Source organism: Hyphobacterium sp. CCMP332 (assembly GCF_014323565.1).
Lineage (GTDB): Bacteria > Pseudomonadota > Alphaproteobacteria > Caulobacterales > Maricaulaceae > Hyphobacterium.
Genome location: NZ_CP058669.1, coordinates 2,279,847 through 2,304,268 on the forward strand (window position 1 = coordinate 2,279,847; position 24,422 = coordinate 2,304,268).

Here is a 24,422-nt window from a genome sequence, read left to right on the forward strand (position 1 = left end):
TTGGTAGGAAAAACCCTCGTCAGGAGTTGACATGAGCCGATCCCGCCGCCTTGTAGACATTGTCCGTGAGCTGAAGAAGGCTGCGCCCGGCGCGCTGACGGCGCATCAGATCGCCGAGCATTTCAGCGTCTCCGAGCGCACCATTTATCGCGACATGGCCAAGCTGATTGATTCCGGCGTTCCGATCGAGGGCGAGGCCGGTCTCGGCTACTGGCTGGCACCGGATGACGGGCCGCCCCCTGTTTCCCTGACTTGGCGGCAGGCGCAGATCCTGTGGCGCGGTGCCCGCCTGATCGCCCTGACGGCAGAAGAAGAATTCGCACAGGATGCAGTCAAGGCCCAGACCCAATTGACGACAATTCTCGGCGGGCAGCGCGTCAGCCGGCTGGAGAGCCACCCCATACTGTCATTAACTGACAACTTGCGCCCGGCACCGGCGGTCCTGGCCGCGTTTAATCGCGCCATGGAGCGCGGCACCGGCATCCGGGTCACCTATGTTGATCTGCAGGAAGACGACAGGATCATTGAAGGCACACCGGTTGGCATCACACCGGTCGGCGAAATGCGCATTCTGACCCTGTCAGCTCCTGACGGCCTTGTTCACTTGCGGGCTGAGCGCGTCAGAAAGCTGACCCTGCGCGCCTGATTACCAGCTGCCGGTGTTTTCCATCGTCGCCCAGGGTTCTTGTGGATCCCGGGCCTCACCCGCTTGCAAAAGCTCGACGGAAATCCCGTCCGGAGATTTCACGAACGCCATCCGCCCGTCTCTCGGCGGCCGGTGAATCGTAAAACCGAGGCCTGCCATGCGGGAACAGACCGCGTAGATATCCTGCACCCGATAAGCGAGGTGGCCAAAATTCCGGCCACCGGTATAATCTTCCGGGTCCCAGTTATGCGTAAGCTCTACCGTCGGTAGGCCCGCCGGTATCGGGCTTTCCTCGCCCGAATAACCACCGCGCTTCATGTCATCCGGACTGGCAAGGAAGATGAGCGTAAAGCGTCCCTGCTCGCTGTCATGGCGGCGGATTTCTTTCAATCCCAACCCGTCGCAGAAGAAGCGCAAGGTCGCATCAACATCGCTGACGCGGATCATGGTGTGGAGATATTCCATCAGTTTTCCTCTTCTTTGGGAGCGCCGTCGGCCATCGCCCGGGCACGCCGGGCCCATTTGGGCCGCGCGCGTTTGAGAACGACATCGTCCAGCGGCTCGCCGCGGGCGCGCATCAGGGCCGGATTGAAGTTTTCCGGAGCACGTTGGTGATGGAAGCGGGCGGCCACAAAGCCACACAACGCCCAGGCCCCGACCAGTCCGAAAAACATGAAGAACATCCAGGGATAATATCCCGGTGCGAATACATCACTGGCATCAACCAGATCCGTAATCCATGCCCAGAAGGCCAGAAGCCCGAAAACCGCAAGCGGCGTCACGAGAATGGCCGCAATAAGGGCCCCTGCTGCATAAACCGTCCAACGCGGCGCATAGCCATCAACATAGAGCCGAACAAATTCCGCTTCGCTCACACCCTCAACGGTATGAGCACGGTCCTCGAGCCGCCCGGCATATTCGCCGCGCGCGTCGTGTCGCAGATTCGCGGTCGAGACAAACCACCGGATCAGCAAACCCGCGGCGGCAAGCACAGCCAGTAAGGCGGCTATCAGAAAGGGATCGGTCATACGCCAAATCTAGGCGGTTACGGCCTCATAGGCCAGCATGGCGCGCTTGCGATTCACACCCCAGTGATAGCCGGTCAAACGGCCATCGGATGCCAGAACCCGATGGCAAGGGATCAACCAGCTGACCGGATTGGCGCCGACCGCCGCCCCGACCGCCCGCGAAGCCCTCGGCGTGCAGACCTCCTGCGCGATGTCCCGGTAGGTGACGGTCTGGCCGGAGGGAATGTTCAGAAGGGCGCGCCAGACCTGTCGTTGCCAGGGCGTGCCATACAATGCCAGCGGAATGGGCCCGTCGCCTCCGGCAAATATCCGGCGTGCCCAGCGCAGGGCCTCATCGTCATCGCGGCGATAATCCGCGGCCGGATATCTTGCCGTCAGGTCGGCCATCGCCGTTGCAAGATCCGGATCGGCAAAGGCCAGTGCCGACAAGCCCCGCGGCGCGATCAGAAAGACGCCGGGCCCGAAAGGAGTCGGTGCGGTGCCCCAGATAAAGGACAGGCCTGCGCCGCGAGACCTGGCCTGGCCGGGTGTCACCGCCTCATGAGCAATGAAAAGGTCATGAAGACGTCCGGGCCCGGAAAGGCCGGCCTCGAAACTGGCATCCAGCGTATTGGCACCATCATCCATGGCCGCTCTCGCTGCGGAATGCGCCAGAGCCCCGACATATTTTTTGGGACTCAGCCCCACCCAGCGCGAAAACACGCGCTGGAAATGATGAGGGGACAGGCCCGCTTCACGCGCCGCAGCATCCAGATCGGGATGGTCTCGCCAATGGTCTCCGAGAAAACGCAACGCATCACTGATACGGTCAAAATCGCGTTCAGCGGCATGAAGGTCATAGGCTCGGGATTCGTGGGTGTGTGTCATGCTCGGAGAATGGCGCGGCAAGTGGTCAGGCGCCACCCGATTCTTGCGCTACGGACTGACGCGCCCGCCCGATTGCGCATTCAATGGCATCGCCCAGATCGGGACGCTCCGGCGGGCTGAGAAAGCTTCCAACGACCAGCCGCTTGCCGGATGCCGATAATTCAACGGCGGCATCATGTTTTCCGGCATGATGAATTTTCACCTGCGTCCACGCAGTCGGCAATACGTAATGTCGCGTGGAGCCATTGGGATGCTGGCGGTGAATGAGAATCCGGTCCCGGGCAATACGAATGATTTCACGCCGCCGACCATCGCGATAACTGATCTTGAAGGCCAGCCAGACCAGAAGGATATCAATGCCGAAAAAGAAGGGTACGGGCCACGCCCCCATACGCAGATAAGCCAAGCCTGCCACAAAACTCATTCCGGCCAGCACCGCCATCAATGCAATAAATCCCGGATTGGGCAGCGAGCGGTTGGGCGCCAGGACAGCATCCATGAAAAGCGGGCCCGCCGGTTCGTCCGGCAGGCGGCTTTCAGGAGGGCAGGATTCAACACAGCCATGCATGGGATCAAATATAGGCGCCGATTGCCGATTGTCGCGTGACGAATTGGCCCATATCCACTAGGGCGAGACCATGATCGACCCCACCCTCCTTCTCGGCTTCGCCATCACGGCGCTGATCATCGAGCTGACGCCCGGACCCAATATGGCCTGGCTGGCGCTGCTCAGCGCAACAGACGGACGAAAGGCCGGGCTCGCCGCGACCGGCGGAATTGCGGCCGGCCTTCTTCTGATTGCCGCGGTCTCAGCCCTGGGGCTCGCAGCCTTGATGGAGCGCGTACCCGCCGTTTATGAAACGCTGAGATGGGCCGGGGCCCTGTTTCTGCTCTATCTGGCCTGGGAAGGCTGGAGGGAGGCCGGCGAATCCTCCCCGGCCTCTGCAAAATCCGGCACCGCCCGCCATGCCTGGCGCGGATTTATGATCAATGCGCTCAACCCCAAGGCCGCCTTTTTCTATGTCACCGTCCTGCCGGAATTTGTTTCCCCGGCCATGCCGGCAGCGCCGCAGACGATCACTCTGGCGCTCACCTCCGTGGCCATCGCAACGCTGATTCATCTCACGCTGGTCATGATGGCCGGGAGCATCCAGGCATTTATTGCGGACGAAGCCCGAAACCGTCTGACCCGGCGCATCCTGTCTCTGGCGCTGGTCGCCGTTGCTGTCTGGCTTTTCATCTCCGCCGCGCGTTAGGGCTTGGCGTGCGCGCCGCGCCAGTCTATCCCGCCCTTATGCCCCGCAAGAAGAAACCGGCCCCGTTTACAACTGAAGAGGCGACAGACCTCTTCGCCCGCCTGGCAGAAGTCCGACCGGATCCGCAAACAGAGCTGAACTACGTCAATCCGTTTACGCTGGTTGTCGCCGTGGCCCTGTCAGCGCAGGCCACCGATATCGGCGTCAACAAGGCCACACGCCAGCTTTTTGAAATGGCCGACACGCCGGAAAAAATGGTGGCGCTGGGCGAGGACGCCATTCGCGAGCACATCAAGACAATCGGCCTCTTCCGCAACAAGGCAAAGAATGTTTTCGCCCTGTCGAAAATGATCCTTGAGGATTTCGGAGGAGACGTCCCGCAAACCCGCGAAGCGCTGGAGCGCCTCCCGGGAGTCGGGCGCAAGACCGCAAATGTGGTAATGAATGAAGCTTTCGGAGAACCCACCATCGCCGTTGATACCCATATTTTCAGGGTATCCAACCGGACAAATCTGGCCCCGGGGAAAAACCCGCTGGAGGTCGAGCTGAAGCTCGAGAAAATCATCCCCGCGCAATACCTGAAGGGCGCGCATCACTGGCTGATCCTGCACGGACGCTATACCTGCAAGGCCCGCAAACCCGATTGCGGAAATTGCGCGATTGCTGATCTCTGCCGTTATGACGAGAAAACGCCCGCCTAGCCGGGGCGAACAATGCTTTCATAGTCGAACGCATCCCGCAGACCGTCGCGCAAATCCCGCATCGTCGCGTTATTGCAGCCCTGGAACCATTCCACCGTGTGCGATCCCTGACGGTTCGTCCAGGTGATCGTTATGCTGGGCATGTCCGATAGTGGCGGCCCGGGACAGACATCCGGATTATTGAAGGTGATGTCAGTCGGCAGATCGAAAAATTCTGCCGTTTCAAGCATTTCCACCATGCGCGCATAGCTGCCGGCATCCAGATCGCCCTCGGAAAAGCCGTTGATCCGGGTGAAGCGCTCACCATTCAGCAAATAATGATCATCCGGCGTAAGCGTCACATCATAAATCGGGCACTGGCCAAAACAGGCACCTTCGGAAATCTGGATCGACTGCCTGTTGTTTGCGGGGGTCGCACAGGCGGCCAGAGCAAACAGAGAAATGGCAAGCAAAAAGACACGCATCGGGTTTCCTCCGGATGATTTCCCTCATCCTGCCTCAGAACCGCGGCAAAGTCATGGCATTCAAGCCGGATTTGCTAACAACCGGTCAAGCGCGGCCGCAAAATGCGCGCCCATATACTCACCCTGTTCCGGATAGAGATAGGGCTCGATCAATTCCAGCTCCATCACCTTCCACCCCCCATCAGCGCCGCGCATCAGATCGACGCGGGCATAGAGCAACGGACCTGCAACCGACTCGAGCGCGGCATGGGCGATGGCCAGAGCATCCGCCGGAGGGTCAGCCTTCGCCTCTTTCGCGCCATACATCGATTGCGTGCGGTAATCCCCCGCCTTCGGCTTCTTGACGAGGCCATGAGAGAAAACCCGGTCGAAGAATAGCAGGGTCAGCTCGCCCTCAGTTTCCGCCGCCTTCAGGAAAGGCTGGATCAGGCAGGCCGCAGGCGGCAGGGCGCTGGCGTCCGGCAGGGCATCGCCCTTTTTCAGGCGCGCTTGCCGCCAGGCACTCGCGCCGATGCGGGGTTTGATGACGATGTCGTCGGTGTCCAGCGCGTCAAACGCGCTCCGGATGGAAGGCTCATCTGCCTGATCGGCCCAGACCGTCGGAATGGTGGCGATGCCCTGTTTGCTCAGATCCCGCAGATAGGATTTGTCGGAATTCCACCGGACAGTGCCAACCGGATTGAGTAGTCGGGTTGCCGCGCTGACCCTGTCCATGGTTTCGAGGAAAAGCGCCGGTTTTTCCATATAGTCCCAACACGTGCCGATAATGGCGGCCTCATAGGACGACAAATCAAGGTCAGGCGCGTCCCAGATCTGCTCTTCAAGCGCGATCAGGCGGTGTTTGCAGGCAGGGGCAAGCGCTGCAAATTCCAGCGTATGCTCCCACGCATCCTCGCGGGCATCGGCATGGGATTCCAGCATGCAGGTGGCGGTGAGAAAAGCGACGCGTTTCATGCAAAACCGGTTAGCGCGCGCAAGCACAGCCCGCAAGCTTGCCGCGCGGTTGAGGCCGCGCTAAGGCCGGGGCAGAAAACCCGTTAGCGTTAATGCGCAGGAGCCGGAAATGAGCCAGCACGTCTATGATGTTATCGGTGTCGGGAACGCCATCGTTGATGTGATCGCCTCGTGCGACGATGCCTTTCTGACAGAACAGAATATCGAAAAGGGCGCGATGACCCTGATCGATGAAGCCCGCGCCAGGGAGCTTTACGCCGCCATGGCGCCCGGCAAGGAAGTGTCGGGCGGGTCCGCCGCCAATACACTTGCCGGCATCGCCTCATTCGGTGGGCGCGGAGCCTATATCGGAAAAGTATCCGGCGATGAGCTCGGTGAAATTTTTCGGCACGATCTGAATGCGGCCGGGGTGGATTACAAAACAGCTCCGCTGGTCGACGGACCGTTGACGGCGCGCTGCCTGATCAATGTCACACCCGACGCCCAGCGTTCCATGTCGACCTTTCTGGGCGCATCGGTGTTCTTTTCCGAAGAAGATATTGATGCCGACAAGATCGCGGCCGCGCGCATCACCTATCTGGAGGGTTATCTGTTTGACCGTGACGAAGCCAAGGAAGCCTTTGTCAAAGCAGCAGAAATTGCCAAGGCCGCCAATCGTCTCACATCGTTGACCCTGTCCGACAGCTTCTGTGTCGACCGTCACCGTGCCGCCTTCCGGCAACTCGTGCGCAACCATGTCGATATTCTGTTTGCCAATGAAGCCGAGCTGGTTTCGCTATACGAAGCCGACAGTTTCGACGCCGCTCTGGACGCTGTGAAGGCAGAGACCCGGATTGCCGCGATCACGCGCTCGGAAAAAGGCGCGGTTCTGATCGACAGGGGGGATACGCTCGCCATACCCGCTGAGCCTGTGAGCCAGATAGTCGACACAACAGGCGCAGGTGACCTGTTCGCGGCCGGAATGTTAACCGGACTCGCAAAGGGCCTTGATCTTGAGACGGCGGGCCGCCTTGGTGCCATCGCTGCCGCCGAGATCATTTCTCACATCGGCGCGCGCCCGAATATCAACCTGAAAGACCTGGCTGAATCAAAAGGTATAGATCTGTCGGGCTGATCCCAAGTATTTCGTGGTTGTTAACCGCACTCTTCAAATGCTGGCACAGTCCGTTAACGAAACCTGATTGCGGTTTTAACCGTGTTTCAAACCCTTTCTGCCATCTTGTCCCCAACGAGAAGAATAATCTCCGGGTGGTAGGACATGTTTCCAAGTGGTTTGAACGACCTTTTTGCGTCTGAAAGCTGCATGTCTGCGCCGGCCCGGACCAGCTGACCAAAGGCGCGCCATGGCACCGCTTCACAGTCTGATTTCACGTTTCATGCGTTCACTCGTCATGAAGTTTACCCTCATGACGGCTTTGCTCATGATCGGCACGGCGACATTCCTGCTTGTGATCGAAAACCGGAATGATCGTCAGCAAAATGAATCTGTACTGATCGAGCGCGCCGGGATGAAGGCCCAGATCCTCGCACTCAACGTCTCGGATGATATTCTGGCCGACGACCGGGCGCGATTGCAGTCTCGAGTGTCCAGCCTCGTGGAACGCGCTGATGTTACAGAGGCATTCATTGCCGATGCGCGACGCCGTACGCTGGTTCACAGTGACCCTGCCGCTTTCAGCCAATCCGGTCTGGCGACAGATCCGCTTGTGGTGATGGCTTTGGGGTCGGGTGAAACGCGTTCGGAAATCAGAGGCAATTCGGTTTATGTCGCCGCCCCTATCTACAGCTCGGCAAATCGCCTTGTGGGGGTTGTCTATACCCAATCGCCCATGGATGAGCTTCATGCCGCCTCGCGCGCATCCCTGCAGCGCCATGTCCTCACGGCCACTCTGGCCCTGTTGATCTTCCTGCCGATTGCGGGCGCGCTCGTTTACTGGTCCTTGCGTCCAATCGCCCGCCTGACGGATGCGGCGCGGACCGCATCGTCCAAATCCCTGGATGTCCGCATCAACGTCAAAACCGGTGATGAGCTGGAAGTACTCGCCAATGCCTTTAACCGCATGCTGTCGCGGATCGATTCCAATCTGAAACGGATTCACCGCCTCGCTTATGTCGACATGGTGACGGAACTGCCCAATCGCGAACGTTTCCGCAAGGAAGTGGAGCGCGTGACGCGCAATGCGGTTGAAGAGGAAACCAGCGGCGCGGTGCTCTTTCTCGATCTCGATCGGTTCAAGCGGGTCAATGACTCCCTCGGGATTGGCGAGGGCGACAAGCTGCTCGAAATGGTGGCAAGACGCTTGCGCGAAGCGGCCCGGGGACATGATCTCGCCCGCGGCGGTGAGGGCGAGCCGTCAATGGTCGCGCGCCTCGGCGGAGACGAATTTACGGTTCTCGTGCCCAACGTTGAAAATTCGGCAGACGTGGCCCGCTATGCCCAGCAGATCATCTCGGCCATACGCCGCCCCTTTGATGTGTCTGGCCATCAGGTCTTCCTCGGCGTGAGTGTCGGTATCGCAGTCTTTCCTCAGGATGGTGCCGAACCCGAAAGTCTGCTGCGTCATGCCGATCTGGCCATGGCCCATGCAAAGGATACGGGCGGGAATGCCGCGCATTTCTTCGAACCAAAGATGAACCAGGCGGCTTTCGAACGTCTGGTGCTCGAAAACGAATTGCGCGATGCCGTCAAGCTGGACCAGCTCGTCGTCTACTACCAGCCGAAGGTCCGCATGAGCGATGGTATCATCGAAGGATCGGAAGCACTGGTGCGCTGGAATCACCCGGCCTCGGGACTTCTGACGCCCGGTCATTTTATCGAAGCCGCCGAAGAATCCGGCCTGATTGTGGAGATCGGGGACTGGGTGATGCGTAACGCTTGCCGTCAGGCAGCGGAATGGACCAGCAATGGATTGCGCCTGCCCGTTGCCGTCAACGTATCGGCCATGCAATTCGAGCGTCCGGGCTTTGCCGACAATGTCATGGAAATTCTCGAGCATACCGGACTTCCCCCGGAATTGCTCGAAATCGAACTCACGGAATCCATCGCGATGCGGGATCCGCAGCGCGTCATTGATCAGGTCCAGCCCCTTCGCGATCGCGGTGTGAAATTCGCCATTGATGACTTTGGCACGGGTCACTCTTCGCTGTCTTACCTGACGCGGATGCCGTTTGACGTTTTCAAGATCGACCAGAGTTTTGTCCGGTCGATGTCGCAGGATCCGCACTCGCGCGCCGTGGTCGAAACCATTCTGGCCCTCGCCAAGGCGCTGAAACTCAAAACCGTCGCCGAAGGCGTGGAAACCACCGAACAGCTGGCCGCCCTCCGTGAAGACGGCGCCACGCTGGCACAGGGCTATCTCTTCTCGAGACCGGTTCCGGCAAAAGATTTTGAAATCTATGCCCGAAACAGTCTGGCCGATGAAATCAAGGCGGTCAGCGCCTGATCATCGGGCCTTGACGGAAAGTCATCACCCCCCGACTCTGCACTGACAAGGTGTGGAGCAATTCATGACAAAAACCGACAACACCCCGGGCTGGCGTGGCACCACGATACTGGGCGTGCGCAAGGGCGAAAAATTTGTGCTCGCGGGGGATGGCCAGGTCTCGGTCGGCCCGACCATCATGAAGGGCAATGCGAAAAAGGTTCGCCGTCTGGCCGACGGAAAGGTTGTCGCCGGATTTGCCGGCGCAACCGCGGACGCCTTCGCCCTGTTCGAGCGGCTTGAATCGAAGCTTGAAAAACATTCCGGCCATCTGGCGCGGGCCTGTGTCGAGCTCGCCAAGGACTGGCGGACAGATCGCTATCTGCGCCGTCTCGATGCCATGCTGATTGTCGGCGACAGGGACGCCACCTTTCTGATCACCGGTGCCGGAGATGTCCTTGAACCGGAAGATGGCGTGGTCGCCGTCGGATCCGGCGGGAATTATGCATTGTCAGCGGCCCGTGCGCTGATCGAATATGAAGACGATGCCGAAGCCCTTGCCCGCAAGGCCATGGCGATTGCCGCCCGCATCTGCGTCTACACCAATGACCAGTTGACGATTGAAGTAATCAACACCGATGACTGATTATCGTGCAAGAATCTGATCGTCATTGCGGAAGCTCTTGAATTCCAGCGCATTGCCGCTGGGATCAATGACAAAAAAGGTGCCCTGTTCGCCCGCCAGACCCTTGAACCGCACATAGGGCTCGATCAGGAAATCGGCACCGCCGGTTTTCAGGCTCTCCGCCAGATTCTCCCAATCGGTCCAGTCCATAAGCAAACCGAAATGCCGGACCGGGACTTTCTTGCCGTCAACATCATTGGCAATGGCGCCGCCGCACTCCTCCGGCGCATAATGCGCCACGATCTGATGGCCAAAAAGATCAAAGTCTATCCAGTGACCGGGGTCCTCACGGCCTTCCGGGCAGGCCAGCAAGCCGCCATAGAAGCCGCGGGCGGCCTCCAGATCATGAACCGGAAAAGCCAGATGAAAGCGGGGTCGTGACGGGTTTGACATAAAAATCCTCAGCTGCGGGATTTGTGGAAGCCGGTATGGCAGACTACATGGATGAGAGAATTAAACCGGAAAGCCCGCCCTGCCCATGACTGATTTTTCGCCCCGCGAGATTGTTTCGGAACTCGACCGTTTTATCATCGGTCAGAAAGACGCCAAGCGCGCCGTTGCCATTGCTCTGCGCAATCGCTGGCGCCGCAGCCAGCTGGAACCCGGCCTGCGCGAAGAGGTCACACCGAAAAATATCCTGATGATCGGACCCACGGGCGTCGGCAAGACCGAAATATCGCGCCGTCTGGCCAAGCTCGCGAAAGCCCCTTTTCTGAAGGTGGAAGCCACCAAATTTACCGAAGTGGGTTATGTCGGCCGGGACGTCGACCAGATTGCCCGCGACCTGGTCGAAATTGCCATTGGCTTGGTGCGGGATGAAAAGCGCGAAAGCGTCCGGGCACGGGCTCACAAGGCAGCCGAAGACCGCGTCCTGAAAGCTCTGGTCGGGAGCACGGCCAGCGACGCGACAAAAGACAGCTTCCGCAAGAAGCTGCGCGATGGCGAACTGGACGACAAGGAGATCGAGATCGAGATCGCTGACAATTCATCTCCTTTCCAGCAATTGGATATTCCGGGAATGCCCGGTGGGGCGGGCGTCCTGAATCTCTCCGACATGTTTGGAAAGGGTATGGGCGGAAAATCCAAGAAAATCCGCACGACGGTCAAGGCCGCCTACGAGCCCCTGATTGCCGAGGAAGCCGACAAGCTGATTGACGAAAGCGCTATTGCCACCGAAGCAATCCATCTGGTTGAAAACGACGGAATCGTGTTTCTGGACGAGGTCGACAAGATCACGGCGCGGTCCGATGCAAGAGGCGCTGATGTCAGCCGCGAAGGCGTGCAGCGCGACCTCCTGCCCCTGATTGAGGGAACGACTGTAACAACCAAGCATGGCCCCGTGAAGACTGACCACATCCTGTTTATTGCATCCGGTGCATTCCATGTCGCCAAGCCCTCCGACATGCTCCCGGAATTGCAGGGCCGTTTACCCATAAGGGTAGAGCTGCGGGCTCTGACCAAGGACGATTTCAAACGCATCCTGACCGAACCGGAAGCCAGTCTGATCAAGCAATATACAGCCTTGATGGGAACAGAGGGGGTGACGCTCGAATTCACGGACGATGCGATTGATGAAATCGCCGGCCTCGCCGCATCCGTCAATGAAAGCGTCGAGAATATCGGTGCCCGGCGGCTTCAGACCGTTATGGAAAAACTGGTGGAGGAAATTTCCTTCACGGCATCGGACCGGGCGGGAGAAACCATCGGGATCGATCGTGAATTTGTCCGTAAAACCGTCGGCGAACTCGCGGCAGATACGGATTTGTCGAAATTTATTCTCTAGCCCGTTCGGATCATTACATAAAAGGCACCGTCACCGCCATGCCGGCGATGCGCCCCGGCATAACCCGAGACCAGATGGCGGAGCTCCGGCTCTGCGAGCCATTCCGGAAAGCGGCGGCGGATAATCCCCGGCGCGTCTTCGCCAGGCTCGCGATCGCGCGCTCCGGCCTTTCCCTTGCCAGTGATCACCAGCACTGCCCGAAACCCGCGTGACCGGGCCGCATGCAGAAAGTGACCCAGAGACGTCCGGGCCGCAGCTTGCGTCATGCCATGAAGATCGATCCGGGCGTCAATCTCGACGCGGCCCCGCCGCAAGCGGCGCTCGGCAGAGCGGTCAGCGGGCGGCGGCTTGGTGCCGGGAATAACGGGCCTGGGCTTTGTCGGCGGACGCGATTGACCCGGACCGGTTGTCGCTGACGAGGTCGGCAACGCCTTGAGGTCCGCATCCTTATCCGGCTCATCGCGCGAGGTATGTAACGGCGTGACACTCCGGGTCACTTTTCGCCAGATCTGACGCTCTTCCGGTTTCAGTCCACGCCCACTCATGCCGGTTGCAGCAGGGATTCAGCAACGGCGTGTGGCAAAAGAACGATCCATTCAGACCGGGACCGCGTCGAGCCTGCCCGCCGTTCCGCCACCTCTCCCCAGCCATAGAAGAAATCACCGCGCATCGGTCCGCGGATCGCGCCGCCCGTGTCCTGTGTCACCATCAACCCGGTCCAGCCCGGAGCATCGGGCAGGTCAGCGCTCAACACGACCGGTACACCATAGGGCAGAAATTCCGGATCAACGGCAATGGAGGCCATGGGCGTCAGTGGGAGGCCCGCCGCGCCGCGCGGCCCCAGCTCCGGATCAGAAAGGCTTTCCAGACCAAAGAAGACGTAGCGGGGATTGACGGCGAAGAGCTCCGCTGTTGCGTCCGGGCCGTGCTCATTCAACCAGGCTTCGATGCCGGCCTTGGACGCCTGATGCAGTTCCAGCTCGCCGCGCGCCACCAATTCCCTCCCGATAGACACATAGGGCTGGCCATTATGAGCGGAAAACGCGGCGCGAACCGTTTCCCCGTCGGCAAAGACCAGACGCCCGGACCCCTGTATCTGAAGGAAGAAGACATCAATCGGTCGGCCCCAGGCCAGCGGCTCGCCAGCATTTTCAATCTCGATGGCATCACGCTCCCGGTAGGGCACGAAGCGACTGCCCTCGACGCGCCCCATCACGCGCAGTCCGGCCAGCTCGTCAGAAAATGCGCCCAGATCGGCGGACAGCAAATCATCCGGCCGCTGGCGTATCGGCTGGACAAACGCGCCCTCGCGGTGTCGGCGCACCTCCACTTCCGGCTCATAATATCCTGTCAGAAGGCCGGAATCGGCTTCATTGGTGGTGACACGCACCGGCACAAAGCGGGTTTCAAAATAGGCACGCGGATTGCCGGCGTCCCGCTCGCGGCACACACTCTGCCAGTCACCCACACGACCGCCAATGCGGGCGCGCGGGGACATGGGCGTGTCAGCCGGCAGCTGGCCGAGCGAAATACAGGAGCGGACGAAGGCCGTATAGGCGGACGACACATCCAGGTCCGGCCAGGTCAGGACGTCTGCCCAGTCCAGCAACTGAAATTGAAGGCTGGTGTCCACGACCGGGTCAGGCGGCAAATCCGGGACGGAATCCGGCTCGGGGCCGTCCTGAGGCGTGCACGACAATAATATCAGGGAAAGCGCGAGCGCGCTAAGCGGTCTTGACGCCCGCCAGCTTCCAGTTGGGGTCACGGCTGTCAGCATCCTTTTCAAAGGTCCAGATCTCCTCAACCGTGTTCAATCGCGTCAGATCACCCGAAACACGCTGCCCGTCATGATCTTTCGTTTCCGTTGAGATATCCGCCTTGAAACGCACTTTTACGGTAAACAACTGACCATTCCGGAAACTTTCGAGAATTTCGCTTTCAGCGATGCGGTCAATTTCGGTCACACTGGTCTGTTGACGCTGTTCCCGGTCGGCAATCGCCTTCTCGTACCGGCTGAAAACCTTGGGGGTCAAAAGAGGCTTCAGCGCCGCGCGGTCGCCCCTGGCAAAGCCTTCAACGACCAGCGCATAGGCCTTCCGGGCGCCGTCAATAAACAGGGCCGGATCCATATCAACCACCCATCTGGACGCCACGTCTCCATCCGTCATCGCCGGAGAAAGCTCCTTTGGGGGCTGGGTTTCTTCTGATGCGGGCGTGACCGGACGCAAATCCGGTGTATGGCCCGTTTTCCGGCCCAGCACCATATAGAGGCGATAGCCAAAAAAGGCGGCAGCACCGGCGGCAATGAGGAGGGTAATCAGCTCCATGGAAAGATTCAGTCTCCGCTAAAATGAATTTGGTTCATAACATAGGGCGGCGTGAAGTGTGAGTCAGCCCGCAGCGGCTGTCTTGCTCCCGCCTCGTGCACATGTTACCCGCCCGCCTTCCCTTGAACGCCCGGACAGGCCGGGCCTTCGCTTTCGGGTTGGAGAGACAATCATGGCCGATACGCCAGAAACAGGCGCGACACCGCCACAAAACGACCAACAGAATATACCGCAAATGCGGATACTGGCCCAGTATATCAAGGACTTGTCCTTTGAGAATCCGGGCGCACCGGCAACACTTCGCTCCAACCAGGCCCAGCCGAATATTGACCTGAATATTGATGTTCAGGCCAAGGCTCTGGAAGGCAATTCCTTTGAAGTCGCCATTATCATGTCCGCCCGGGCACAAAGAGGTGAGGAGACCACCTTCATCTGCGAACTGACCTATTGTGGCCTGTTCGATCTGGTGAATTTTGACGATGTCTCGCGCCAACCCATGCTGCTGGTGGAATGTCCGCGCCTGATTTTCCCGTATGCGCGCCGCGTCTTTGCCGATGCGACCCGCGACGGGGGCTTCCCGCCACTGATGCTGGAGCCAATCGATTTTGCAGGTCTGTATCGCCAGCAGCTCGCCAAACAACAGGCCGCAGCCGGTGCGACGCCGCCAAATGGCGACGCACCCGTGCAGTAGATCGGACGGATCAGAGAAGCCCGGTCTTTTTCCAGACCGGGCGCTCGCCCAGCGTCTCTACAAATTCCCGGTGCGCCGCACACTCGGTTTCGGACAATCTGGCCGAAAGCGGTTTCAGGCGCGCCGGCCGGGCCGGAAAGATTACCAATCCGCCAGAATCTCCGCCGTCGCCGGACAGGTCCAGCGCGCGTTCGCGGCCCCCGTTAAGTTCCAGATACACATCGGCGAGCAGCAGGGCATCAATAATTGCGCCGTGCTTGTCACGGGTTTCGAGTGACACGCCAAACCGCTTGCAAAGCGCGTCCAGAGACGCATGTGCGCCCGGAAATTTCTTTCGGGCCATGACAACCGTGTCCACCCAACGCTCGTTCGCGATCACGGGTTTGCCGATCTTCTCCAGCTCCATATTTATAAAGCCGCGGTCGAAAGGCGCATTATGTGCCACGACATTGGCATCGCCCACAAATTCCAGAAATCCTTCGGCAATTTCGGCAAAGAGTGGCTTGTCGGCCAGAAATTCTGCGGTCAGGCCTGTGATTTCAGTCACTTTTTCCGGGACGCTACGCTGCGGATTGACATAGGAATGCCAGGTTCGACCGGTCGGAATGAAATCCTCCACCTCGACACAGCCCAGTTCGGTAATCCGGTCTCCGGTGCGTGGATCCAGTCCGGTCGTCTCGGTATCAAAAACAATCTCTCGCATGGGCTAATGACTGGCCTGATTTGTACGGCGCTTCAATTTCGAGATCAGCTCATCCACAGCTTTCCGGGCGGCGCCTATCCCCTCTGACGTATCAATGATGAAATCGGCGCGCGCCCGTTTTTCTGAATCGGGAGTCTGGCGGGAAAGAATCTGATTGAATTTGGCCAATGTCATGCCCTCTCGAGCCAGAACGCGGTCGCGTTGAACCTCGGCCGGCACGCTGACAACCAGAACGCCATCAACACCTGTCTCGCTGCCCGTTTCAAACAACAACGGAATGTCGAACACGACGAGTGGCTCACCTTTGATCGCAGCCTGTCTCACAAATTCATGGCGGGCTTCCGCAACAAGCGGATGGACGATGGCGTTCAGCCGATCAAACCCGGTGGGATCCGAAGCCAGGGCTTCAGACAATTTTGTGCGCGAGACTGCATCATTTTCAACGCATCCCGGAAAAGCGGCCTTGATGAGGGGAACGGCCTTTCCACCCGGTCCATAAAGTTGATGAACCACCGCGTCGGAATCAAACACGGGAATTCCGGCATCACGAAACATGGATGCTGTTGTTGATTTCCCCATCCCGATCGAGCCCGTCAGGCCAAGTTTATAGATGGTCATGGGCCAAGGCCTTTCTGAGAAGCCTGTCAGCATCCATCGATTCCGGCACAGGCGCCTCATAAAGCGCCTCAAACGATGGCCGGGCCTGCCCGATCAACATGGACAATCCGTCAATCGCAATCAGACTGGCCGCTCTCGCTGTTTCCATGAACGGGCGGCGGATTGGCGTGTAAACCGTATCAAACACGACCATTCCGGCTGGACATCTTGTAAAATCAATCTCCGGGCTCGAAAGGCCATCCATGCCAAGGCTCGTGGCATTTATCACGATATCCGCGGCCTCGGCAGCGTCCTGGCGCTCGGCCCAATTGACGCTGATAGCGTCAAAAACGGCTGCCAGATCATCCGCCCGGGACCAGGTCCGATTGGAAATAGCCAATTTGGATGCTGCGCCCTGCCGGGCGGCGGCACAGGCGGCACGCGCCACGCCGCCCGCGCCCAGCACCAGAACAGATTTGCCTTTGAAGCTTTGTCCTGCTCGCGACAGCGCATGGAGAATACCGTCAATATCGGTGTTTCGGGCCTCGATTTTTCCGTTGCTGAATATCAGGAGATTCGCCGCTCCTGTTACCGCCACGCCCGCAGAGCGAATATCCGCATTTTTGGCGGCGAGCGTCTTGAACGGCAAGGTGACATTGAGACCCGCAAGCCCGGACTGGCTCAAGGCCCGCAAACCGGATCCGGAAAAATCAGCGCGCGCCGGAAACGGCACATAGGCGGCATCCAGTCCCGCAGCCGCAATCCAGCTATTCATCAGAAGCGGCGAAAGAGAGTGTGATACCGGCGCACCGATCACACCGGCAATCCGCGTCCGTCCGTTTATCATGCCGGAATGACGCCTTCGCGGCGCAGCAAATTCAAAACCGGTAAGAGCGGCAGACCGAGAATGGCGTAATAATCTCCCTCAATCCTCTCGAAAATCTGTGCCCCGAGGCCTTCAAACGCATAGGCGCCGACACTGGCGGTGAGTTCATCCCCCGCTTTGTCCATATATTGATCGAGAAAGGCGTCGGAAAAATCGCGTACCGTCAGAGAGCTGTCCTGTGCATGCGTCCAGATGGTTTGACCATTGCGCACAGCGGCCAGCCCCGAATGGAGAATGTGCGTTTTTCCACGCAAGAGCGTGAGGCGGTCTCGCGCTTCAATTCGGGACGCGGCTTTGTCGTAGAGGGAGCCTTCCAGGCTCAATATCTGGTCGGCTCCAAGCACCAGAACATCTTCCGGCACCGACACGGCCCGCGCCTTGGCTTCAGCCAGCTGGACGGCAAGTTGAGACGGGCTCTGATACCGGGATGCGGCCTTGATGGCATCCTCGTCCACGCCCGATGTTTTTACTTGAAACCCGACGCCCGCGCCTTCGAGAATCTGCCGGCGGATGACACTCCCGGAGGCCAGAACCAGAGCGGTCATTTCAGTTTCGCCTTGCGCTCATTGATGAGATTCAGAATTTTTGCCGCCGTTTCCTCAACGGATCTGCGTGTCACATCAATCGTCGGCCATCCATGGCGCGCATACAACCGTTTCGCCGTAATGATCTCGTCTTTTACTGTTGTATCATCAACATATTCAGTATCACGGTCTTCATTGAGCGAGAGAAGGCGGTTCCGGCGGATCTGGACGATCCGTTCCGGCGAAGCTGTCAGTCCAACCACGAGCGGGCGTTTCAGCCTTTCAATTCCAACGGGTTCCATGGCCCCGCGAACCAGCGGAATATTGGCCGCTTTGACACCGCGATGAGCCAGGTAGATACAGGTCGGTGTTTTTGACGTCCGGCTAACCCCTAAAAGCACAACATCGGCACCTTCCAGATCTCCACCCTGACCATCATCATGCATGATCGCATAATTGAGCGCTTCAATTCGCTCATAATATTGCGCGTCAAGATCATGCTGGGCGCCTGCGCGGCTGGAAGGCGGCATCGCCAGATAACCGGACAATGTCGCAATAATGGGATCGAGAATGGCGATCGCCGGGACCCCGACTTTTTGACAATGGTCTTCCAGACGCCGCCGCATATCCGAGGAAACGATGGTATACATCACCACGCCGGGCGCGCGCTCGATTTCCTGAAGCACACGATCAAGCTGCCGCGGCGAACGGACCAGCGCATAAAGATGTTCGATCATTTCAACATCTTCGAACTGCGCGACAGATGCCCGCATCACTTCGCCCAGCGTTTCGCCGGTTGAATCCGAGACAAGATGAACATGAAAGCTTCGAAGGGTCGAATTGGACTTGGGCATGGAAGCTATCGGTCCGGATAGAGGTTAATGGTGTGTTAACAAGTCAGGGACTCGTTAACAGGGGTCTGAGTGAATTTGTCTCATCTCCGATCATCGGGGAAATCCGCCCCTGATGTCCATCGCGAATTCACAGGCGCGTCATCTGTTGAAAATCGGAGCGACAGATTCACCTATTCAGGTTCCAGCGATAGTTTTCAACCGTTTGTTCACAAATTTCTTATTCTATCATTTTGAATTAAATTGGATTTTTCAGTTATCCGGTTTTACGAACAGAATCCGGTTCCAATTTTAACAAACAGGCCCGAAAGCTGCGAATAATGGGGATAAATGACTTACTCACATAGTTAACGTCCCAACGACTCTCTCAATCAATTAAATAGGATTCTGAAAGAAGAGGGGAGAAGTGATTAACGCGGATTGCTTTCAACGATATTGCCCCCTAACCCTCCCGTTATGACGAAAAGCATTCTGAAAGTTCTCGCAGGTGAAGCTCTGGACAGACCGCCAGTATGGCTGATGCGTCAGGCCGGGCGCTACCTTCCGGAATACCGCCAGGTTCGGTCCACCGCCAAAAACTTTATCGATTTCTGTCTGACACCTGATAAGGCAACAGAAGTCACCCTCCAGCCGATCCGCCGATTTGGATTCGATGGCTCTATCCTGTTTGCTGATATTTTATTGATTCCAATGACTTTGGGAAGAAATGTCTGGTTTGTTGCCGGCGAAGGACCCAAACTCGATCCGTTGGCAGCAGACGACATTGCGTCGCTCGAAATCGGAGATGTCGAGGGCATACTCGGACCGGTCGGTCAGACTGTTGCCAATCTGTCAGTCGCACTTCCGGATAAAACAACCCTGATCGGTTTTGCCGGATCGCCCTGGACCGTCGCAACCTACATGATTGAGGGCGGTGGATCCAAGGATCGCTGGAATTCACGGCGACTGTATTGGGAACACCCGGCGGCCATGGAAAGGCTGCTCGATCTGATTGCAGATGCCACAATCCGGTATCTGGTGATGCAGGCCAATGCAGGCGCTGAAGTTCTCAAATTGTTTGACAGCTGGGCCGAAGGCCTGCCGCCGCCCATGTTTGAAGATGTTGTCATACGTCCGACCCGTCGCATCGTCGAAGGATTGCGGGCTGCCGGCGTTACCTGCCCGATTATCGGCTTTCCGAAGGGGGCGGGGCCGAATTATGTAGCCTATGCCGAACAAACGGGTGTGACTGCCCTGGCCCTTGATCATGGTTTGAATACGCAATGGGCGCTTGATAATCTGCCAAAGAACATGCCGTTGCAGGGTCAGCTTGATCCCGCTGTTCTGCGCGCCGGCGGCGATGCACTTGACCGGGAAATCGAGCGCATCATTTCCGCCTTCCGGGGCCGGCCCCATATTTTCAATCTGGGCCATGGCATTACACCGGATGTTCCGATTGATCATGTCGAGCAACTCGTCCGGAAAGTCAGAGGCGAATAGACATGGTGCGAAAAATTGCGGTCGTATTGTTCAATCTCGGTGGGCCTGACGGCCCCGATGACGTTCAGCCATTCTTGCGAAATCTCTTCCGCGATCCGGCGATCATCGGTGCGCCCAAACCGGTTCGCGAAGCGCTGGCCTGGTTTATCTCGAAAACCCGTGCCCCGTCTGCCCGCAAGAATTATGAATTGATGGGAGGTGGGTCACCCCTCCTGCCGGAGACGGAAAAACAGGCGGATGCGCTTATTGCAGAACTCAAAAAATCCCGTCCGGATAATGAATTCAAAACCTTCATTGCCATGCGCTACTGGCACCCCTTTGTGGCAGAAGCCGCGGAGTCGGTAAAAGCTTGGGGCGCGGATGAAATTGTCCTGTTGCCGCTTTATCCGCAATTTTCAACGTCGACGACTGGCTCGTCGCTGACAGGCTGGGAAGAGGCCGGCGGTCCGGCGGCGCGCACGATTTGTTGCTACCCGACGGATACACCCTTCATCACCGCTCATGCCGATCTCATCCGGGAGACCTGGATAGCGGCCGGATCGCCTGAATCAGTCCGTTTGTTGTTTTCCGCCCATGGCTTGCCGGAGCGTATTGTCCAGCAAGGCGATCCCTATCAATGGCAGATTGAACAGACGTCTGCCGCTGTTGCCGGATTATTGCCGGAGATTGCCGATTGGCAGATCTGCTATCAATCCCGGGTGGGTCCCTTGAAATGGATCGGACCATCAACGGAAGAGGCCATTGATCAGGCCGCGACAGATGGAAAAGGCATCCTTCTGACGCCGATTGCTTTCGTGTCGGAGCATATCGAGACACTCGTCGAACTTGACGATGAATATGGTGATCTGGCTGCGGAAAAGGGCATTGAAACCTATTTGCGCGTGCCGGCCCTTGGCATCCACAAGGGTTATGTTGAAACGCTTTCCCGGCTGACACTGGAGGCACTGGATGGACCGGTAGGCCTCAAACCACCCTGCGGGAAACGGATTTGTCCGGCAGATTTCAGAAAATGTCCAAACCGGATGGAAGCGGATGTCTGATTTCGTACTCGGTGGTTATGACTGGTTTCGAGGCCTTCACATTCTGGCGGTTATCGCCTGGATGGCCGGCCTGCTCTATTTGCCGCGCCTGTTCATCTACCACTGCAATGCGATTCCCGGTGGCGAACTGGATGAAACGCTCAAACTGCAGGAACACCGTCTGCTGAAATTCATCATGAATCCGGCGATGATTGCAACGTGGATTTTCGGACTACTGCTGATCTGGTCGAATGCCGAGCGATCCGGCGGCTGGTCCATTTTTCATGAATGGGACTGGCTGGTGAAGTTTTCAGCGGTCATTCTGATCACCGGACTGCATCACGTATTTGCGATTCGAAAAAAGCGGTTTGAGGCCGGGACGAATGACTGGCCACAGCGCAAATACCGGATTTACAATGAAATTCCAGCCGTCCTGGCCATCGTTATTGTACTGATCGCGACCGTGGCATTGCGATAGGGCGATCTTGACGATCTGCCCCGGCTGTGTCACTCGTTTTGAAAGTTTCGCGTTCGCGAAATGTCTTTCCCGGTGTGCGCCTGGTCCCTGGCGAACCCGGAAACCCTGACACTCCCGTTTTGACCGTTCCATTTTCAGATGGAATCCGTCCGACAAACAGGCTTTGAAACCGAATTCCCGACCTCTGATGACACAAGTGAGTCCCGATGTCTGACTATAATGATGACAATGAAACTGACGACGACGATCTCGACAATGAGAACGAAAACGACTCAGACGATCTCGACAATGAGCCCAAACAATTGCCGGAATTGCTCAACGGCATGACGCGCATGACCCTTCAGGAACTGAAGGAGAAAAAGCCCACGGAATTGCTGGAAATCGCCGAGGCCCTCGATATCGAGAATGCGGCGACCATGCGCAAACAGGGCATCATGTTTGCCGTTCTCAAGGAAGTTGCCGAACGCGGCGTCGAGATTTCCGGCGGCGGGACGCTGGAGATTCTTCAGGATGGCTTTGGTTTCCTGCGGTCTCCGGAAGCCAATTATCTTGCGGGACCGGATGATATCTACGTGTCGCCGAACCAGATCAAGAAGTTCGGTCTGCGCACGGGCGACACCGTTGAAGGCGAAATTCGTGCGCCGCGGCGCGGTGAGCGCTATTTTGCCCTGCTGAAGATCAGCCTGATCAATTTCGTCGATCCGGAAGCGGCCCGGCACAAGATTCATTTCGACAATCTGACGCCGCTCTACCCCGAAGAACGTTTTAATCTGGAGCTGCCCGATCCGACCAAAAAGGACCGGACCGGCCGTGTGATCGATATTGTGGCGCCGATCGGCAAGGGCCAGCGCGCGCTGATCGTTGCTCCACCGCGGACCGGCAAGACCATGATCTTGCAGAATATTGCCCATGCCATCGAGACCAATCACCCCAATTGCTATCTCATTGTCCTGTTGATTGACGAGCGTCCCGAAGAGGTGACGGACATGCAGCGCACGGTGAAGGGCGAGGTGATTGCCTCGACCTTTGACGAGCCGGCCACCCGCCACGTCCAGGTTGCCGACATGGTCATCGAGAAGGCCAAGCGGCTGGTCGAGCACGGCCGTGACGTCGTTATCCTGCTGGATTCCATCACGCGTCTTGGCCGCGCCTACAACACAGTTGTGCCCTCTTCGGGCAAGGTGTTGACCGGTGGTGTGGATGCCAATGCGCTGCAACGCCCGAAACGTTTCTTCGGCGCGGCCCGGAATATCGAGAATGGTGGATCGCTCTCCATTATTGCGACTGCTCTGATCGATACCGGTTCGCGTATGGATGAAGTGATCTTCGAGGAGTTCAAGGGTACGGGTAACTCGGAAATCGTGCTGGATCGGAAAGTGGCCGACAAGCGCGTCTTCCCGGCCATCGATATTCTCAAATCCGGAACGCGGAAAGAAGAACTGCTCGTTGACAAGGTCGATTTGCAGAAAACCTATGTTCTGCGCCGCATCCTCAACCCGATGGGTGCGCAGGATGCGATTGATTTCCTTCTGTCCAAGCTCAAGGAAACAAAGCAGAATTCCGAATTCTTCGATTCCATGAACACTTAGGCCATAGCCATGCCCCAACCCGACATCACGCTCTATTACGCGCCTCTGACCCGGGCCATCCGGCCCCGTTGGGTGATGGAGGAAATGGGTATTCCCTACGCGCTGGAGCGCCCGGATTTCAAACATGGCAATGTCGGCGGGGAGGCCTTCAAGGCCGTAAACCCGCTTCAGAAAATTCCGGCCATGCGCGACGGCGACACGTTGATGCTGGAATCGCTGGCGATGATGCAATATCTCGCCGGCAGATATGGACCGACGGATCTCGTCGTAACCCCGGACGAGCCGGATTATGCCCGCTATCTGGAATGGCTGCATTTTGGCGAGGCCAGCATGGTGATGGCAAACAGCCTGATGTTGGCCCACAATATGTTGTTGCCCGAAGACAAGCGAAACCCCGGCCTGGCGCGCTGGGCAAAAACGGAATTCGACAAACAGGCCCGGTTGATTACAAGCCGTGGCCTGGACGGCCGTCAGTGGCTCGCTGGCGATCGCCTGACGCTGGCGGATATGTCGATTGTCTACATTCTGCTTCTGGTCAAACTCGTCAAGCAATTCGACGACGTGCCGGAAGCGTTGAAAGCCTATTTCAAACGCGCCACTGCGCTTGACAGCTGGAAGCGAGCCACGGCCGACTAGGGCCGGCAGTAAAGCGCATAATGCCCGAAGGCCTCGACGGCTTCTGACGGATTGTCGGACGCCAGCAATTCCACATGCATCTGGTCGATAAAGGCGTAGTCTATTGTACCGTCAGCTTCGCCCGGAAAGTCATGCATGGCGGTCTCGATCGTCTGGCCTGTCAGGAAGGCTTCCGTGCGCGCATTCGGAACACCCCGGCCAACCCAGCTGATCAGACCCGAAAAATCCAGTTCGCTGTTCAGCACCTCATAGTGATCGGTAAATGGTAGCGAGATACCGATCTCTGTGGAAATGGCCTGAATCGGGCCAGCGTTTTCAACGTCATAAACGATGATCAGGTTATAGGGTGCCAGCCCGGCGCCCTGAACAATGCGCGCTGCTTGTTCCGGATCCATCTCTTTCAGGTCGAGCTCGAGATAGATGCCGGATTCTCGTGCCAGTGTTAATGCTTCCATCAATGTCGGAATGCGCTCAACCGTAATGCGCCCGCCATTGTCGCGCAGATAGAGACTGCGGAGTTCCGTCAGGGTGAGCGCGTTGAGGTCGCCCTCGCCGGTTGTGGTCCGGTCCAGCGTTGCATCATGCATCAGCACATACTCGCCGTCCGCGGTCTGCCGGATGTCGATTTCGGCGAAAGCGGCCCCCAATTCGGCGGCGCGCCGGATTCCGGCCAGGGAATTCTCGGGAATGCCGGGCGCAAAACCGCCAGCTCTGTGAACCGCGACCAGCGTTGCATCGGCCTCGCGGGCACAATCAAGCAAATCCGCGACTGGCAGCATGGCCGGTCCGGTTTGCAAGGCAAAGGCAAGAACAAGGCTGGTCAGTGGCATGATGCG

Annotated in this window: 29 protein-coding genes; 13 read left to right on the forward strand and 16 right to left on the reverse strand. The window is 58.1% G+C overall.

Going from position 1 to position 24,422, the window contains the following annotated elements; genetic code table 11:
• Window positions 1-31 precede the first annotated feature (31 nt).
• Window positions 32-646 (forward strand): YafY family protein, encoded by a 615-nt coding sequence (locus HXX25_RS11450; protein WP_187166040.1) that lies wholly within the window; start codon window positions 32-34, stop codon window positions 644-646.
• Here the strand turns inward: HXX25_RS11450 and HXX25_RS11455 are convergent, their stop codons facing one another.
• Genes HXX25_RS11455 through HXX25_RS11470 form a run of 4 tightly spaced genes read right to left on the reverse strand, consistent with a single transcriptional unit; the run spans window position 647 to window position 3,040 of the window.
• The gene (locus tag HXX25_RS11455; RefSeq protein WP_187166041.1) at window positions 647-1,111 is read right to left on the reverse strand and encodes a VOC family protein; all 465 of its coding nucleotides are present in this window, start codon (window positions 1,109-1,111) and stop codon (window positions 647-649) included.
• Window positions 1,111-1,674 carry a hypothetical protein gene (locus tag HXX25_RS11460; RefSeq protein WP_187166042.1) on the reverse strand — a complete coding sequence of 188 codons (564 nt, stop codon included), beginning with the start codon at window positions 1,672-1,674 and terminating at the stop codon, window positions 1,111-1,113. Before HXX25_RS11460 ends, HXX25_RS11455 begins: the two co-directional genes overlap by 1 nt.
• Window positions 1,675-1,683: 9 nt before the next feature.
• On the reverse strand, window positions 1,684-2,541 hold the full coding sequence (locus HXX25_RS11465; protein ID WP_187166043.1) for a bifunctional helix-turn-helix domain-containing protein/methylated-DNA--[protein]-cysteine S-methyltransferase: 858 nt from the start codon (window positions 2,539-2,541) through the stop codon (window positions 1,684-1,686).
• A gap of 25 nt (window positions 2,542-2,566) precedes the next feature.
• A complete protein-coding gene (locus tag HXX25_RS11470) occupies window positions 2,567-3,040 on the reverse strand; it encodes a DUF2244 domain-containing protein (protein ID WP_187166044.1) in 474 nt (157 codons plus the stop codon).
• Between the two features lie 139 nt (window positions 3,041-3,179).
• On the opposite strand from HXX25_RS11470, the gene HXX25_RS11475 reads away from it, so the two are divergent.
• Both HXX25_RS11475 and nth read left to right on the forward strand, forming a co-directional pair.
• A complete protein-coding gene (locus HXX25_RS11475) occupies window positions 3,180-3,797 on the forward strand; it encodes a LysE family translocator (protein WP_187166045.1) in 618 nt (205 codons plus the stop codon).
• Between the two features lie 38 nt (window positions 3,798-3,835).
• A complete protein-coding gene (gene nth, locus HXX25_RS11480) occupies window positions 3,836-4,498 on the forward strand; it encodes an endonuclease III (RefSeq protein ID WP_187167838.1) in 663 nt (220 codons plus the stop codon).
• Here nth and HXX25_RS11485 read toward each other — a convergent pair.
• Both HXX25_RS11485 and HXX25_RS11490 read right to left on the reverse strand, forming a co-directional pair.
• A complete protein-coding gene (locus HXX25_RS11485; RefSeq protein ID WP_187166046.1) occupies window positions 4,495-4,962 on the reverse strand; it encodes a DUF6438 domain-containing protein in 468 nt (155 codons plus the stop codon). The two genes, nth and HXX25_RS11485, sit on opposite strands and share 4 nt — an antisense overlap.
• A 60-nt stretch (window positions 4,963-5,022) precedes the next feature.
• Complete coding sequence (locus tag HXX25_RS11490) at window positions 5,023-5,916, reverse strand: RimK family alpha-L-glutamate ligase (RefSeq protein ID WP_187166047.1); 894 nt, start codon at window positions 5,914-5,916, stop codon at window positions 5,023-5,025.
• A 109-nt stretch (window positions 5,917-6,025) separates the two neighbouring features.
• On the opposite strand from HXX25_RS11490, the gene HXX25_RS11495 reads away from it, so the two are divergent.
• The 3 genes from HXX25_RS11495 to hslV all read left to right on the forward strand — a co-directional run bounded on the left by HXX25_RS11495 (window position 6,026) and on the right by hslV (window position 9,984).
• Window positions 6,026-7,030, forward strand: coding sequence for an adenosine kinase (locus tag HXX25_RS11495; RefSeq protein WP_187166048.1), 1,005 nt, complete (start codon window positions 6,026-6,028; stop codon window positions 7,028-7,030).
• Between the two features lie 277 nt (window positions 7,031-7,307).
• Complete coding sequence (locus HXX25_RS11500; RefSeq protein WP_233346679.1) at window positions 7,308-9,359, forward strand: bifunctional diguanylate cyclase/phosphodiesterase; 2,052 nt, start codon at window positions 7,308-7,310, stop codon at window positions 9,357-9,359.
• A gap of 64 nt (window positions 9,360-9,423) precedes the next feature.
• Window positions 9,424-9,984 (forward strand): ATP-dependent protease subunit HslV, encoded by a 561-nt coding sequence (gene hslV / locus HXX25_RS11505; RefSeq protein WP_187166050.1) that lies wholly within the window; start codon window positions 9,424-9,426, stop codon window positions 9,982-9,984.
• On the opposite strand, the gene HXX25_RS11510 is transcribed toward hslV, so the two are convergent.
• Window positions 9,985-10,416 carry a VOC family protein gene (locus HXX25_RS11510; RefSeq protein ID WP_187166051.1) on the reverse strand — a complete coding sequence of 144 codons (432 nt, stop codon included), beginning with the start codon at window positions 10,414-10,416 and terminating at the stop codon, window positions 9,985-9,987.
• An 85-nt stretch (window positions 10,417-10,501) separates the two neighbouring features.
• Here HXX25_RS11510 and hslU point away from each other — a divergent pair, with 85 nt between their 5' ends.
• Window positions 10,502-11,806 carry an ATP-dependent protease ATPase subunit HslU gene (gene hslU / locus HXX25_RS11515; protein ID WP_187166052.1) on the forward strand — a complete coding sequence of 435 codons (1,305 nt, stop codon included), beginning with the start codon at window positions 10,502-10,504 and terminating at the stop codon, window positions 11,804-11,806.
• On the opposite strand, the gene HXX25_RS11520 is transcribed toward hslU, so the two are convergent.
• Genes HXX25_RS11520 through HXX25_RS11530 form a run of 3 tightly spaced genes read right to left on the reverse strand, consistent with a single transcriptional unit; the run spans window position 11,803 to window position 14,133 of the window.
• Window positions 11,803-12,351, reverse strand: a complete 549-nt coding sequence (locus HXX25_RS11520) for a Smr/MutS family protein (RefSeq protein ID WP_187166053.1) — start codon at window positions 12,349-12,351, stop codon at window positions 11,803-11,805. The two genes, hslU and HXX25_RS11520, sit on opposite strands and share 4 nt — an antisense overlap.
• Window positions 12,348-13,571 carry a murein transglycosylase A gene (locus HXX25_RS11525; RefSeq protein ID WP_233346681.1) on the reverse strand — a complete coding sequence of 408 codons (1,224 nt, stop codon included), beginning with the start codon at window positions 13,569-13,571 and terminating at the stop codon, window positions 12,348-12,350. Before HXX25_RS11525 ends, HXX25_RS11520 begins: the two co-directional genes overlap by 4 nt.
• Complete coding sequence (locus HXX25_RS11530; RefSeq protein ID WP_187166054.1) at window positions 13,531-14,133, reverse strand: Tim44/TimA family putative adaptor protein; 603 nt, start codon at window positions 14,131-14,133, stop codon at window positions 13,531-13,533. Before HXX25_RS11530 ends, HXX25_RS11525 begins: the two co-directional genes overlap by 41 nt.
• A gap of 172 nt (window positions 14,134-14,305) precedes the next feature.
• Between HXX25_RS11530 and secB the strand changes: the two genes are divergently transcribed.
• Window positions 14,306-14,824 carry a protein-export chaperone SecB gene (gene secB / locus HXX25_RS11535; protein ID WP_187166055.1) on the forward strand — a complete coding sequence of 173 codons (519 nt, stop codon included), beginning with the start codon at window positions 14,306-14,308 and terminating at the stop codon, window positions 14,822-14,824.
• Window positions 14,825-14,834: 10 nt separating this feature from the next.
• Here the strand turns inward: secB and dnaQ are convergent, their stop codons facing one another.
• From dnaQ to HXX25_RS11560, 5 genes are read right to left on the reverse strand one after another with little or no spacing between them, the layout of a single operon-like run.
• Window positions 14,835-15,527: a DNA polymerase III subunit epsilon gene (dnaQ, locus tag HXX25_RS11540; protein WP_187166056.1), complete on the reverse strand. Its 693-nt coding sequence runs from the start codon at window positions 15,525-15,527 to the stop codon at window positions 14,835-14,837.
• Window positions 15,528-15,530: 3 nt separating this feature from the next.
• Window positions 15,531-16,139 (reverse strand): dephospho-CoA kinase, encoded by a 609-nt coding sequence (gene coaE, locus HXX25_RS11545; RefSeq protein ID WP_187167840.1) that lies wholly within the window; start codon window positions 16,137-16,139, stop codon window positions 15,531-15,533.
• On the reverse strand, window positions 16,132-16,971 hold the full coding sequence (locus tag HXX25_RS11550) for a shikimate dehydrogenase (RefSeq protein ID WP_187166057.1): 840 nt from the start codon (window positions 16,969-16,971) through the stop codon (window positions 16,132-16,134). Before HXX25_RS11550 ends, coaE begins: the two co-directional genes overlap by 8 nt.
• The gene (locus tag HXX25_RS11555) at window positions 16,968-17,555 is read right to left on the reverse strand and encodes a nucleoside triphosphate pyrophosphatase (protein WP_187166058.1); all 588 of its coding nucleotides are present in this window, start codon (window positions 17,553-17,555) and stop codon (window positions 16,968-16,970) included. The genes HXX25_RS11550 and HXX25_RS11555 overlap by 4 nt, the downstream gene beginning before the upstream one ends.
• Entirely contained in the window at window positions 17,552-18,388 is an 837-nt protein-coding gene (locus tag HXX25_RS11560; RefSeq protein ID WP_187166059.1) for a pyruvate, water dikinase regulatory protein, read from the reverse strand. Before HXX25_RS11560 ends, HXX25_RS11555 begins: the two co-directional genes overlap by 4 nt.
• Window positions 18,389-18,841: 453 nt before the next feature.
• On the opposite strand from HXX25_RS11560, the gene hemE reads away from it, so the two are divergent.
• The 5 genes from hemE (at window position 18,842) to HXX25_RS11585 (ending at window position 23,586) form a co-directional block, all read left to right on the forward strand.
• A complete protein-coding gene (gene hemE / locus HXX25_RS11565; RefSeq protein WP_187166060.1) occupies window positions 18,842-19,864 on the forward strand; it encodes a uroporphyrinogen decarboxylase in 1,023 nt (340 codons plus the stop codon).
• Window positions 19,865-19,866: 2 nt separating this feature from the next.
• Window positions 19,867-20,904, forward strand: a complete 1,038-nt coding sequence (gene hemH, locus HXX25_RS11570; RefSeq protein WP_187166061.1) for a ferrochelatase — start codon at window positions 19,867-19,869, stop codon at window positions 20,902-20,904.
• Window positions 20,897-21,361: a CopD family protein gene (locus HXX25_RS11575; RefSeq protein WP_187166062.1), complete on the forward strand. Its 465-nt coding sequence runs from the start codon at window positions 20,897-20,899 to the stop codon at window positions 21,359-21,361. Before hemH ends, HXX25_RS11575 begins: the two co-directional genes overlap by 8 nt.
• A gap of 323 nt (window positions 21,362-21,684) precedes the next feature.
• The gene (rho, locus tag HXX25_RS11580) at window positions 21,685-22,950 is read left to right on the forward strand and encodes a transcription termination factor Rho (protein ID WP_370543769.1); all 1,266 of its coding nucleotides are present in this window, start codon (window positions 21,685-21,687) and stop codon (window positions 22,948-22,950) included.
• Window positions 22,951-22,959: 9 nt separating this feature from the next.
• Window positions 22,960-23,586 (forward strand): glutathione S-transferase family protein, encoded by a 627-nt coding sequence (locus HXX25_RS11585; protein ID WP_187166064.1) that lies wholly within the window; start codon window positions 22,960-22,962, stop codon window positions 23,584-23,586.
• Here HXX25_RS11585 and HXX25_RS11590 read toward each other — a convergent pair.
• Window positions 23,583-24,416 (reverse strand): glycerophosphodiester phosphodiesterase family protein, encoded by an 834-nt coding sequence (locus HXX25_RS11590; RefSeq protein WP_187166065.1) that lies wholly within the window; start codon window positions 24,414-24,416, stop codon window positions 23,583-23,585. The genes HXX25_RS11585 and HXX25_RS11590 overlap by 4 nt on opposite strands.
• Window positions 24,417-24,422: the final 6 nt, after the last annotated feature.